This window comes from Sandarakinorhabdus sp. (assembly GCF_040398645.1).
GTDB lineage: Bacteria > Pseudomonadota > Alphaproteobacteria > Sphingomonadales > Sphingomonadaceae > Sandarakinorhabdus.
This window is the reverse complement of sequence record NZ_JBBATR010000002.1, coordinates 1-12,136: the sequence shown is the minus strand read 5'-3', so window position 1 is coordinate 12,136 and position 12,136 is coordinate 1. Positions and strand designations below refer to the sequence as shown.

Genomic DNA, 12,136 nt, shown 5'->3' with positions numbered 1-12,136 from the left:
TGGAACGGCGGCACGTTGGCAACGGCGGGCAATCTGGTGTTCCAGGGCAATGGCGCCGGCGATTTCCAGGCCTTCAACGCCAGCACCGGCAGCAAGCTGTGGAACTTCAAGGCGCAGACCGGCATTATTGCGCCGGCCGTGAGCTACAGTGTGAAAGGCCAGCAATATGTAGCAATCATGGTTGGCTATGGCGGCGCTTTTCCGCTGACCGCCGCCTTTGACGACCCGCGCGATGCCCGCAATGGCCGTCTGCTGGTGTTCAAGCTGGGCGGCAAGGGTGCGTTGCCCAAGGCGACCGAGCCGGTGTTTGCCGCGGCCAACCCGCCCAGCGACGCCTTTACGCCGGTGCAATTCACGGAAGGCGGCAAGATCTACAGCACCAACTGCGCCTTCTGCCACGGCCCCGATGCCCATGCCTCAGGCATATTGCCCGATCTGCGGCGCTCGGCCGTCCTGACGGATGCTGCAGCGTGGCAGGCCATTGTTCACGATGGCGCGCTGAAGGCCAATGGCATGATCGCGTTCAGCCGCTGGTACAATCCGGCGCAAGTGGAAGCGGTGCGCGCTTATGTGGGCGCGCAAGCCAAGAAGCTGCAAGCGCAGGAAATGGCGGCCGGCAGTAATTGAACGCTGATTGCCGGCGAGCCGTTCACCGCATCACTGGTGCGCTGGACGGTTCCAACCGGTTCATCGATGCCTGCAAATGGGCGAGCATTGCCTCGCCCGCTGTCTGGCTTTCGCCAATTTCTTCAGCATCATAGTCAAGCGCAACAAGCTGGAAGTCCGTGAACGCTTTCGTTTCGGCTGGGCCGTAGCCGATAACCAGCACGTCGTCGTGCCGGGTATCGCAGCAAATTCGTTCGAAGATGCGCTCCAAAGCATCGCGCGGCCCTTCCAGCACCTGGGCAAAGCGGGTGTTCGACGCCACCAGCGCCCCCACCAGGCCAGCGCGCCGATTATATTGCGAGGCCACCGATTGGATATTGGCAATTTCGGCGTCGGCGACGGCTGGCCGGCAGGTGCGGCGGCTGGTGTAGGTCAAACGCCAGAGCTGGTTTGGCATCACAGGGTTCCATTTTGCGATTTGGCAGTGTCGAGTGCCTGGAGATAGGCATCGATGGCGCCGCCAGCCATCGGCCTGCTGATCAGATAGCCCTGGATTTGCGTGAAGCCGTCGTGGCGGGCCAGCATGGCCTGTTCGGGGGTCTCCACGCCTTCCGCCACGGCATTGACATTGAGAGACCGGGCCAGGGCGGCAATCGAACGCACCAGCGCGCCAGCCTTCTCGTTGGTGCCCAATCCGGCGACGAAGCTCTTGTCAACCTTGATGGAATCGAACGGGAAATCCAGCAGGCGTGACAGGCTGCTGTGGCCGGTGCCGAAATCATCGATGGCAATGCGCACACCCAGCGCCCGCAGCCGGTGCAGATGGCGCATGCTGTCGGGGCCGGCCTGCGTCAAACCATTTTCAGTCAGTTCCAGTTCCAGACGACCGGGGTTCAGCCCGCTTTCGGCCAGCGCGGCTGCAACGGCGGCCACCAGCCGGTCACCGTCCTCGAGCTGCCGAAACGACAGGTTCACCGCAATGCGTAGCGATTCGGGCCAGCGCATGGCCTCGTGAATGGCCGCGTTCAGCACCCATTCGCCAATCGACACCATCAGGCCGGTGGCTTCGGCCAACGGGATGAATTGATCGGGCGGTACCAGCCCGTGCCCCGGACGGTCCCAGCGCACGAGCGCTTCAAATCCGGCAACGCTGCGGCTGCCGGCGCCCACCAGCGGCTGATAATCCAGCCGCAGCGCGCCCAGCGCCAGCGCCCGCCGCAAATCCTGGGTCATCTGCTGGCGTTCGCGGGCAGCATTGTCCATCCCGGGATCAAACCGGCGCCAGCCGCTCCGTCCGGCAGTCTTGGCGCTGTACAGCGCCAGATCGGCCACGCGCATCAGCATGTCCGGATCGCTGGCGTCGTGCGGTGCCACCGCCACGCCGGCGCTGGCACTGATTTCCACCACATTGCCCAGCAACAAAAAGGGGCGGCGAAACAGGTTGACGATCCTGTCCGCCAGCGCGTCAGCCACAGCGCTGCTGCTGCCGGGCAGCCAGATGGCAAATTCGTCGCCGCCCAGCCGCGCCGCCAGCGCATCGGTTGGCAGCAGCGATTTCAGACGACCTGCGGCCGCCCGCAGCAGCGCATCACCGATCGGGTGACCCAGCGTGTCGTTCACCTGTTTGAACAGGTCCAGATCGATCAGGATCAGCCCGGCCGGCCGGTTGTCGCTGGCCGATGGCATCTGACGCTTGAGCACGTCCTGAAACAGCTTGCGGTTGGCCAGCCCGGTCAGGATATCGTGGCTGGCGATGAAGCGCACTTCGTCTTCGGCGGTGCGGCGATCGGTGATGTCCTGCTGAATGCCGTAGGCCATCACGGCGGCACCATCAGCATCGCGCTCCACCCGCGAACGCACCGAAATCCAGCGCACATCACCAGCGGCAGTGATTGCCCGGAACTCGACGCCGCCAAGATCGATCGAATGTGTCATTTCCAGCAGGAAACTGCGCATCGCGGCCCGGTCATCGGGGTGAACCATGCGGCGCAGTTCTTCTGCCGACAAACACATGCGGTCGCGCGGCATGCCGAAATGTTCAAAAAATACCGGGTTGGCGTAAGTGACGCCGGTGCGCATATCGATTTCAAACAAGCCGATGCGGCCAACTTCCTGCGCAAGTTGGAAGGATCGTTGCAGGCGGCGGAGAATCTCGGGCGATTCAGCCTGGCCCCAGGGCAGATTGGTCCAGTCGATTTCGGTCGCGCCGTCCAGGTCTATCCGCTGGGTAATACTCATGCCGCCGTTCCTGCCCCATGCTGCTTTATTGGTGCAACGGCGTGACTGGTTGGCGCTTTACTTGTCAGTGGTGGCGGCTGGTACCAGGCTCAGCGTTTGCGGCTCAATTCCCGCATGCCGCGGTCCAGCCCTTCCAGCGTGAGCGGGAACATGCGGTCGTGCATGATCTCCTTGATCATGCGGATCGATTGGCCGTTTTCCCAGTGTTTTTCCGGTATCGGGTTCAGCCAGACCGACGAGTGGTAGATATCGGTGATCCGCCGCAACCAGACCTCACCGGATTCGTCGTTCCAATGTTCGGTGCTGCCGCCGGGATAGGTGATTTCATAGGGGCTCATCGAGGCATCGCCGACAAATACCACCTTGTAATCATGGGGGAATTTGTGGAGAACCTCCATCATCGGCGTGCGTTCGGTCCAGCGCCGCTTGTTGTCTTTCCACACCGCCTCATAAGGGCAATTGTGGAAATAAAAGAATTCCAGATGCTTGAATTCGGTCTTCGCTGCCGAGAATAATTCTTCGCACAGCTTGATATGCGGATCCATCGAGCCGCCGATATCGAGCATCAACAGCAGTTTGACGGCATTGTGCCGTTCCGGGCGCATGATGATGTCCAGCCAGCCCTGCTTGGCGGTGCCAGTGATCGTGGCGTCCAGATCAAGCTCGTCGGCCGCGCCTTCGCGGGCAAAGCGGCGCAGCCGGCGCAGCGCCACCTTGATGTTGCGGGTGCCAAGCTCGACCGTTGAATCGAGGTTCTTGAACTCGCGCTTGTCCCACACCTTTACGGCGCTGTTCTTGCGGCCTTCGTTCTGGCCGATACGCACGCCTTCAGGGTGATCGCCATTGGCACCGAATGGCGATTTGCCAGCCGTGCCAATCCATTTGTTGCCGCCCTCGTGGCGCTTCTTCTGTTCATCAAGCCGCTTTTGCAGCGTCTCCATGAGCTTGTCCCAGCCCATTTTCTCCAGCTCGGCGCGCTCTTCCTCGGTCAGGTTCATTTCGGCCAGGGCACGCAGCCATTCGGCTGGAATCTCTGCCTCGCCAGTCTCAAGTGTTGGCTCGATCCCTTTGAACACCTTGGCAAACACCATGTCGAACCGGTCGAGAAGACCTTCGTCCTTCACATAAGTGGCGCGAGCCAGATAGTAGAATTCCGTGATCGAAAAATCGATGGCATCGCTTTTCAATGCCTCCAGCAGCACAAGATGCTCCTTCATGGAGGCCTTGATCTTCGCGCTGCGCAGCTCTTCGAGGAAGGTCAGAAACATACCGCAACTATATCAGCCCGCTCGCAGCTTGCCAGTGCCTTATGTTGAGAGGGCGGTTTGCCGATTGCCGCTGCGCGCGACTGGACAGGGTGTGGATATATTTATAAGCCTCCGCGCGGTCGCTAGTGGGGGCATTGGGTGCAGACATTTCAGGGCAGGCTCGATGCTGTGGGCGGGTTTGGTCCCGGCTATGATCTCGTACGGCTGGTGCTGTGTTACGAAGTGGTGGTCTGGCATTGCATTGCCTTGACCGCCGGCGACGTTTCGGGTGGGCTTCAAAGCCCGTTCTGGTTGCCGTTCACGCTCATGGTGCCGATGTTTTTCACCTTGTCGGGCTTTTTGGTCACGGCGTCGGCAATGCGTTTGCCTTGGCGCGATTATATGCTGAACCGCGCCGCACGCATTTTGCCGGCGCTGTTTGCCGTCGTGCTATTTGCCATGCTGGTGGCCGGGCCGATCGCCACCAGCTTGCCTCTGGCCGATTACTTTAGCGATCGCCGCTTCTGGCACTATGGCACCAATTTGCTGGCTTTGCCCTATCACCAACTGCCCGGTGTGTTCGAAGCCAATCCCTATCCCGGCGCGGTGAATGGGTCGCTGTGGACCGTGCGCTGGGAAATCGGCTGCTACATCATGATGGCGATCATGGCGCTGTGGGGGATTGCCCGTCGGCCGTGGGTGGTGCCGTTGTTGGCGCTGATCTGGGCGGCAGCCAATATCGTGGTGGTCAACATCGGCCTGCCGGCCATGCCGCGCGCGGCCGGCGTGGTGACCGGCCAGGTTTTTAGCGCCGGCGGATTGCTGTTCCCCTATTTTCTGGGCGGTGCCAGCATCTATCTGTTTCGGGATCGCATTCCCTATCATGGCGGGCTGGCGGCGGCTTGCCTGCTGCTGATCGCTGCGGTGTCTGTGCTGCTGGACGGCCAACAGTTGCAAAAGGATCCGGTGCTGCTGCTGGTGATGATCGCACCCAGCGCCTATCTCGTGTCATGGGCCGGCTTGCAGAAACTGGCGGTGCCGGCCCCGTATCGCGGCGGCGATTACAGCTATGGCGTGTATTTGTGGCACATGCCGGTGCTGCAATTGATCCAGCATTTTGCGCGCATTGAACAATGGTGGCTGCTGCTGCTGGTCGGCTTCCTGCCGGTAACGCTGCTGGCCGCCGCATCCTGGCATGTGATCGAAAGCCCGGTGCTGGCCGCCCGGCGCCAGCAAACGCGCAGCAAGCACGCAGCAAGCACGCAGCCTAACCAAGCAACGCCTTGAGGCTGCGATTTGGCGGGATGCGTGTCCTGATGCGGCCGCCGGGGTAAAAGGCGTTGATGTCGGCCTGCGCCGGCAGCGCGGCCAGGGCATCGGCCAGCGCCGATACGTCCCATTGGCCATCAGCGCTCACCAGCCAATCGGCGCTCCATGGCTGGTACAACGCGACATCGGGCCCTTCCGCGCCGAACACGCGGCCGGTGAAGCGATTGAGCGGTGACGCCAGATAGACAACCAGCGGCGAGACATGATCGGGCAAATGGCGATCAAAGCCAGCTGTTTTGGGCATCAGTTCGTCCACCGCCGGGCTGGCCATCACCATGCGGGTGCGGGCGGCCGGCGCGATGGCATTGGCGCGCACGCCCAGATGCGCCAGTTCCTGCGCGGCCACCACGGTGAGTGCGGCGATGCCGGCCTTGGCCGCGCAATAGGGGCCGCCATTGGGCATCGGGTGCACCCCAACCGGTGATGTAGTGTTGATGATGGCGCGCGGGCCGCCGCGGCCCTGGCTGGCCCATAATTTTGCGGCATGGTGGCAAACTGCTGTGGTGCCTTTCAGGTGCACGCCGGTTTCCAGATCATAATCTGCCTCGGTCAGATTGATCAGGCTGGCCGGGCGGTTGATGCCGGCATTGTTGACCACGATATCCAGCCGGCCAAATGCCGCCATCGCCGCATCGACGATCGATCCAGCGTCGGCCCAATCGGCAACACTGGCGTGATTGGCAACGGCGTGCCCGCCCTGCGCGATGATTTGCGCCACAACATCGGCTGCTGCGTCCCCCTGAGTTTCGTCAGGGCCGCCGCCGGTCACCGTGCCGCCCAGATCATTCACCACCACCGATGCGCCCTGCGCCGCCAGCGCCAACGCATGGCAACGGCCCAGCCCGCGGCCGCCGCCTGTCACAATCGCGACCTTGCCGGACAGAAGCGCCATGGCCGAATACCTCTTCACTAAACCGAGCGGAGATGGTGGACGTGGACGTATTTGCCGGCAAGACCGTGCTTGTGACAGGGGGATCGACCGGGATCGGCAATGCGGCCGCCCGCGCGTTCCTGCGAGCCGGCGCGCGCGTGATTGTGACGGGCACACGCGCTGCTGCGGCCGATTATGCGGGCAGCGACGGCGATCTGGACGGCATTGACTATCATCAGCTTGATCAGGGCGACATGGCAGCCGTGGCGGCGTTTGAACCCGGCATCACGAGCCTGGATGTGCTGGTGGTTGCTGGCGCCAAAGTTGCCTATCGCCGCGCCGAATTCCAGCCCGAAGTATTTGCCGATGTGCTGGCCGCCAATCTGACCGGCCCGATGCAGCTGGCCATGAAATTCCGCGCGCAACTGGCGGCGACGCGGGGCAGCGTGATCTTCATCGGATCGGTGGCCAGCTTTCGGGGCACCATCGGGCAACCGGCCTATTCGGCGAGCAAGGGCGGCCTGCTAACGCTGACCCGCACATTGGCGCAGGCGCTGGGCGGGGAGGGGATCAGGGTGAATTTGGTGGCACCGGGGCTGGTGCGGTCCAAGATGACGGCGATAACCTGGCAGCATCCTGAACGGCTGGCGGCAACCGAGCGGCAGGTGCCGCTGGGCCGGATTGGCGAACCCGATGATATTGCTGGGCCAATCCTGTTTCTGGCGTCGGATGCGGCGCGTTATATCAGCGGCACGTCGCTGGTGATTGATGGAGGCCTGAGCGCATGAGCGAACCCAATCAGGCCTGGGCCGCCGGCAAGACCGTGCTGGTCACTGGCGGCACCCAAGGCATCGGCAAGGCGGTTGCCGAGCAATTTCTGGCGATGGGCGCCAGCGTAACGATCACCGGCACGCGCATCGGGCCGAGCTGCTATGATGAGCCGCCAGCGGGCGCAGCCTATATTCAGGCCGATCTGACCTGGCCGGAAGCCCGCGCCGAAGTGGCCGCGCATTTCGACAGGCTGGATGTGCTGATCAACAATGCCGGGCGCGGCAGTGCGCGCGAATATGAACAGGATGAATTCGAAGCGATCATCGACACCAATTTGAATGCCGTGATGGACCTGTCGGTGCGGCTGTATCCCTATCTGAAGGCGGCGCGCGGCAGCATCGTCAATGTCGGCAGCCTGGCCAGTTTCCTCGCGCTCAAGGAAACGCCGGCCTACACCGCGTCCAAGGCTGGCCTGCTGGGCCTGACGCGGGCGCTGGGCGACAAATGGGCGCCCGATGGCGTGCGCGTCAATCTGGTGGCGCCGGGCTTCATTGCCACCCGCATGACCGAGGGTGCGCGCACCAATCCTGATCGTGAACAGAAATTGCTGCGCGCCATCCCGATGCGGCGCTGGGGCGAACCGGACGAAGTGGCCCGCGCCATCCTGTTCCTGGCCAGCCCGGCCGCCAGCTATATCACCGGGCAAAGCCTGGCCATCGATGGCGGGCTGATGCTGCGGTGATGACGGGCGCGGCGGGCGCGGGTCAGCCGGCCGCTTGCAACGCCGCCGATGCGATGATCCGAAACGGCGCGTCGCGCTGCGATTGGCGGAACAGGCACAGGCTGTCGAAGTGGTGCGCGCCGGCAGCCGGCGCGAAGTAGCCAGCCAGTGCCGCAATCACGGCGCTGCGCCTTGCGTCGTCGCGGATGCGCCCGGTCAGCGTCATGTGGAAACGGAATTCCTCGAATATCCATGGATAGCCAAAGGCGAGCAGCCTGGCATCCTGCTCGGCAGACATTGGTGCGCGCCGGCGCCGCGCCAGATCGGCGTCGGACAGCGGGGCGCGAAACGCTTCGAATGCGTGCACGCAGGCGGTGTGGAGCGCGGTCATCGCCGGGCAAGGTGGGTCCAGCGTAAGCGCCACAAAGCCGCTCAGGCTGTGCACGGCCAGTTCGGCGGCAAATGCCGGCTGCTTGGCGGCTAAATCATTGAGCGCCGCAATCAGGCCGGCTTCGCTCTGGCCGGCGGCCAGTTCGAACGGTGCCTTCAGCGTGGCATGAAAGCCATAATGCGCGGCATCGGCGGTCAATTCGGCGCGTTCGGCGTGTCCGGTGTCCAGACCGGCCACGGGCACCTGCGCCACTTCAGCATCCGTCCACGCATCACGGCCGAGCCAGGCGCTGGCGAGGGCGGTCAGCGGGTGCTGCGGCGGCGGCGCGTAGTAAACGGCGTAACGTGCGGTCATGCCGCGCGCACGCCCTTCACCCACACCGACCGCGGCACCGGCCAGCCGCCGCCCATGGCGCTGCGGGCGCGGTGCACCTGCACCAGATCGGCGCGCATGCCCGGCGCGATCAGGCCGCGATCGGTCAGGCCGGCAATGCGGGCGGGATTGACAGTCACGGTTGCCATGGCGTCGCTCAGGCTCCAGCCAAACGGCGCTTCTGTCAATTGAAAGGCGGCGCGCAGCATCGACAGCGGCACATAATCGGATGACAATATATCGAGCAGGCCGGCAGCCGCGCAATCGCGTGCGCTCAGATTGCCGGAGTGGGAGCCGCCGCGCACGAAATTCGGCCCGCCCATGACGTTTTTCAGGCCAAATTCATGGGCGCGCTGCGCTGCTGCCAGCGTCACCGGAAATTCGGCCGCCACGCAGCCATCATCGCGGCTTTCATCGACATGCGCGGCGCTTTCGTCGTCATGGCTCATCAGCGGGATGCCGAATTCGCGCGCCAGCGCCACCACGCCGGCGCGGTTTTGCGGCGCGAGGGCCTGGTCGCGCCATGCGGTGCGCGCGGCCAGCACGGTTTCCAGCTCTTCGGGCGAGGTGCCGCCGCGGATCATGCGATCCTTGAAGGCGCCGATGTTGGCGGTCTGGCGCTGGCCGGGGGTGTGGTCCATCACGCTGAGCAGGCGCAGGCGCGGATTGTCGATATGCGGTTCCAGCAGGGCCAGAAGTTCGGGATTGGTCACCTCGCAGCGCAGATGCAGCAGATGGTCGGCGCGCAGCAGGCCGTCGCTGCCGGCCTCGTCCATCGCGGCAATCATCGGCCGCAGCGCATCCTTGCGATTGAGACCGTCCTTCTGGCCGTGCAGGGCCAGGCTGTCGAACACGGTGGTGATGCCGGCGGTGATGCACTGGCCGTCATGCGCCAGCGCCGCGCCCAGCGCATCCCACAGCGCGCCGGGCCGCGGCTGATAATGCTTCTCCAGATTGTCGGTGTGAATATCGACCAGCCCGGCCACCAGCAGATCGTCGCCGAAATCCACGGCATCGGCGGCCGGCGCTGTGGCGGCTTCGACAGCAGCGATCATGCCGCCTTCAATGATGACATGTCCGGCGATTACGGTGTCCGGCGTGACGATCTGAGACGAGAATATGCGGACGTGCATGTCGGGGCTTTCGGCAAATGGGTTGGGTCAGGCGGCGGCTTTGTATTCGCTTACGTTGAACAGCCTTGTGGCCACGGCATCGCGCACATCGAGATCGTGGAATATCCCGACCATGGCGGCGCCCTTGGCCAGCGCCGCCTTGATCAGATCGACCACGATGGCGCGGTTGGCGGCATCCAGGCTGGCGGTCGGCTCATCGAGCAGCAGCACCGGATATTCGCGCACAAAGCTGCGCGCGATGTTGACGCGTTGCTGTTCGCCGCCCGAAAATGTCGCTGGCGGTAGTGCCCAATGTGCTTCGGGCAGGCGCAGGGCCTGCAGCAGCGTGATGGCCCGCTCGCGGGCTTCGGCGGTGGGCACGCCATTTTCCAGCAGCGGCTCGATCACCAGATCCAGCGTGGAAATGCGCGGGATCACCCGCAGGAACTGGCTGACATAGCCCAGCGTGCGCCGCCGGATGTCCAGCACATCATGCGCCGCCGCCTTGGTGATATCCACCGGCGCACCATCATGCAGCACATGCACGCCGCCGCCGCTGGGCAGATAATTGCCATAGATGGTCCGCATCAGCGTCGATTTGCCGACGCCGCTGTCCCCGGCCAGCACCACGCATTCGCCGGGGTGCACGGCCAGTTCCAGCGCCTCGAACACTGGGATGACCGTGGCGCCCTGGTTGTGCAGGGTGAACAGCTTGGACAGATTTTTCACCCGGATGGCGGGAATGCTCATGGCTTTGATCCTGTCGCTTTGGTCTGCATCAGATCTGCAGCACGCTGGAGACCAGCAATTGCGTGTAGGGGTGCTGCGGATCATCGAGCACCTGATCGGCCAGGCCGGTTTCCACGACGCGGCCGCCCTTCATCACCATCAGCCGATCGGCCATCAGCCGCGCCACCGCCATGTCGTGGGTGACGATGATCGCCGCCAGCCCCATATCGCGCACCAGTTCGCGCAGCAGATCGAGCAGGCGGGCCTGCACCGACACGTCCAGCCCGCCGGTGGGTTCATCCATGAACACCAGTCGCGGATTGTGGATGAGGTTGCGGGCAATCTGGATACGCTGCTGCATGCCGCCGGAAAAATTGCGCGGCTTGTCGTCGACGCGGCCCAGATCAAGCTCGACGCGGGCCAGCCAGTCATTGGTGGCGCGGCGCATATCGCCATAATGGCGCTGGCCCAGGTTCATCAACGGCTCGGCGACATTGGCGCCGCCCGACACGCGCATGCGCAGGCCGTCGCGCGGATTCTGGTGCACAAAGCCCCAATCCTCGCGCTGCATCCGCCGCCGATCCGGTTCGGACAGGGCGTAGATATCGGTCAGGCCGTGGCGGCGGGCATCAAATTCGATGCTGCCAGCGGTGGGCGGCAATTTGCCGGACATGCAGTTGAGCAAGGTCGTCTTGCCCGAACCGCTTTCGCCGACAATGCCCAGCACTTCGCCGGCGCGCAGTTCGAACGACACATCCAGGCAGCCGGTGACGCGGCCATACATTTTGGACAGGCCGGACACCCGTAGCAGCGGCGTGGGTGTGGCCGGGGTTTGGACCAGTGCAGCAGCAGCCGTCATTGCGCTGGTTCCTCTGTGATATTGGCCAGCGCGTGGCCGGCCATCGGGCCGACATGGCCCTGGGCGCGGCGTTCGGCGCAGTGATTGCTGTCCGAACAGACGAACATGCGGTTGTTCTGATCGTCCAGGACCACTTCATCCAGGTAGGAATCGGTGGCACCGCACAGCGCGCAGCATTGCTCCCAGCTTTGCACTTCGAAGGGATAATCTTCAAAATCCAGGCTGCGCACCCGCGTGTAGGGCGGCACGGCGTAAATGCGCTTTTCGCGGCCGGCGCCAAACAGCAGGATGGCCGGGCTCATGTCCATCTTGGGATTGTCGAACTTGGGGATGGGCGACGGGCTCATCAGGTAACGCTCGTCGATCAGCACCGGATAGCCCGCGCCGCCGGCAATCCGCCCGAAGGCCGAGATATTTTCATACAGCGACACATATTGCAGGCCATATTCGGCATAGGCATGCATGGCGCGCGTTTCGGTTTCGCGCGGCTCAAGGCCCCGCAGCGGTTCGGGCTGCGGCACCTGGAACACCATGATCTGGCCGTCTTCAAGGGGCCGTTCCGGAATGCGGTGGCGGCTCTGGATGATGCTGGCGGCGCCGGTATCCTCGGTGGTGGCGACATCGGCCACCGCAGCAAAAAAACGCCGGATCGATACGGCGTTGGTGGTGTCATCGGCGCCCTGATCGATGCATTTGTAGACATCGTCGGGGCCGATGATCGCTGCGGTGAGCTGGATGCCGCCCGTGCCCCAGCCATAAGGCACCGGCATTTCGCGGCTGCCGAACGGCACCTGATAGCCCGGCACTGCCAGCGCCTTCAGGATGGCGCGGCGGATCATCCGCTTGGTCTGCTCATCGAGATAGGCATAGTTGTAATAGCGTTCTTCGCT

13 protein-coding genes are annotated in these 12,136 nt (G+C 63.7%); 4 read left to right on the top strand and 9 right to left on the bottom strand.

The window, feature by feature from the left end; all coding sequences use genetic code 11:
* The coding region (locus ABWP50_RS00605) for a c-type cytochrome (RefSeq protein ID WP_353216045.1) at positions 1-627 on the top strand (627 nt) is incomplete at its 5' end.
* Between the two features lie 22 nt (positions 628-649).
* On the opposite strand, the gene ABWP50_RS00600 is transcribed toward ABWP50_RS00605, so the two are convergent.
* From ABWP50_RS00600 to ABWP50_RS00590, 3 genes are all read right to left on the bottom strand, one after another.
* Positions 650-1,063 carry a BLUF domain-containing protein gene (locus tag ABWP50_RS00600; RefSeq protein WP_353216044.1) on the bottom strand — a complete coding sequence of 138 codons (414 nt, stop codon included), beginning with the start codon at positions 1,061-1,063 and terminating at the stop codon, positions 650-652.
* Positions 1,063-2,844, bottom strand: a complete 1,782-nt coding sequence (locus tag ABWP50_RS00595; RefSeq protein WP_353216043.1) for a putative bifunctional diguanylate cyclase/phosphodiesterase — start codon at positions 2,842-2,844, stop codon at positions 1,063-1,065. The genes ABWP50_RS00600 and ABWP50_RS00595 overlap by 1 nt, the downstream gene beginning before the upstream one ends.
* An 89-nt stretch (positions 2,845-2,933) precedes the next feature.
* Positions 2,934-4,112, bottom strand: coding sequence for a vWA domain-containing protein (locus ABWP50_RS00590; RefSeq protein WP_353216042.1), 1,179 nt, complete (start codon positions 4,110-4,112; stop codon positions 2,934-2,936).
* Between the two features lie 138 nt (positions 4,113-4,250).
* Here ABWP50_RS00590 and ABWP50_RS00585 point away from each other — a divergent pair, with 138 nt between their 5' ends.
* Positions 4,251-5,378, top strand: coding sequence for an acyltransferase family protein (locus tag ABWP50_RS00585; protein ID WP_353216041.1), 1,128 nt, complete (start codon positions 4,251-4,253; stop codon positions 5,376-5,378).
* On the opposite strand, the gene ABWP50_RS00580 is transcribed toward ABWP50_RS00585, so the two are convergent.
* Positions 5,359-6,312: an SDR family NAD(P)-dependent oxidoreductase gene (locus ABWP50_RS00580; RefSeq protein WP_353216040.1), complete on the bottom strand. Its 954-nt coding sequence runs from the start codon at positions 6,310-6,312 to the stop codon at positions 5,359-5,361. The genes ABWP50_RS00585 and ABWP50_RS00580 overlap by 20 nt on opposite strands.
* 41 nt (positions 6,313-6,353) lie before the next feature.
* Between ABWP50_RS00580 and ABWP50_RS00575 the strand changes: the two genes are divergently transcribed.
* Both ABWP50_RS00575 and ABWP50_RS00570 read left to right on the top strand, forming a co-directional pair.
* Positions 6,354-7,079 carry an SDR family NAD(P)-dependent oxidoreductase gene (locus tag ABWP50_RS00575; protein WP_502950943.1) on the top strand — a complete coding sequence of 242 codons (726 nt, stop codon included), beginning with the start codon at positions 6,354-6,356 and terminating at the stop codon, positions 7,077-7,079.
* The gene (locus tag ABWP50_RS00570; RefSeq protein ID WP_353216038.1) at positions 7,076-7,804 is read left to right on the top strand and encodes an SDR family NAD(P)-dependent oxidoreductase; all 729 of its coding nucleotides are present in this window, start codon (positions 7,076-7,078) and stop codon (positions 7,802-7,804) included. The genes ABWP50_RS00575 and ABWP50_RS00570 overlap by 4 nt, the downstream gene beginning before the upstream one ends.
* A gap of 22 nt (positions 7,805-7,826) precedes the next feature.
* On the opposite strand, the gene ABWP50_RS00565 is transcribed toward ABWP50_RS00570, so the two are convergent.
* The 5 genes from ABWP50_RS00565 to ABWP50_RS00545 form a co-directional block, all read right to left on the bottom strand.
* Positions 7,827-8,528 (bottom strand): DUF1045 domain-containing protein, encoded by a 702-nt coding sequence (locus ABWP50_RS00565; RefSeq protein ID WP_353216037.1) that lies wholly within the window; start codon positions 8,526-8,528, stop codon positions 7,827-7,829.
* A complete protein-coding gene (locus ABWP50_RS00560; protein WP_353216036.1) occupies positions 8,525-9,679 on the bottom strand; it encodes an alpha-D-ribose 1-methylphosphonate 5-triphosphate diphosphatase in 1,155 nt (384 codons plus the stop codon). Before ABWP50_RS00560 ends, ABWP50_RS00565 begins: the two co-directional genes overlap by 4 nt.
* A gap of 27 nt (positions 9,680-9,706) precedes the next feature.
* Entirely contained in the window at positions 9,707-10,408 is a 702-nt protein-coding gene (gene phnL, locus ABWP50_RS00555) for a phosphonate C-P lyase system protein PhnL (protein ID WP_353216035.1), read from the bottom strand.
* A gap of 28 nt (positions 10,409-10,436) precedes the next feature.
* On the bottom strand, positions 10,437-11,246 hold the full coding sequence (gene phnK, locus ABWP50_RS00550) for a phosphonate C-P lyase system protein PhnK (protein ID WP_353216034.1): 810 nt from the start codon (positions 11,244-11,246) through the stop codon (positions 10,437-10,439).
* Positions 11,243-12,136 (bottom strand): alpha-D-ribose 1-methylphosphonate 5-phosphate C-P-lyase PhnJ (locus ABWP50_RS00545; protein WP_353216033.1); only part of this gene is annotated, 894 nt, incomplete at its 5' end. The genes ABWP50_RS00545 and phnK, both read right to left, overlap by 4 nt.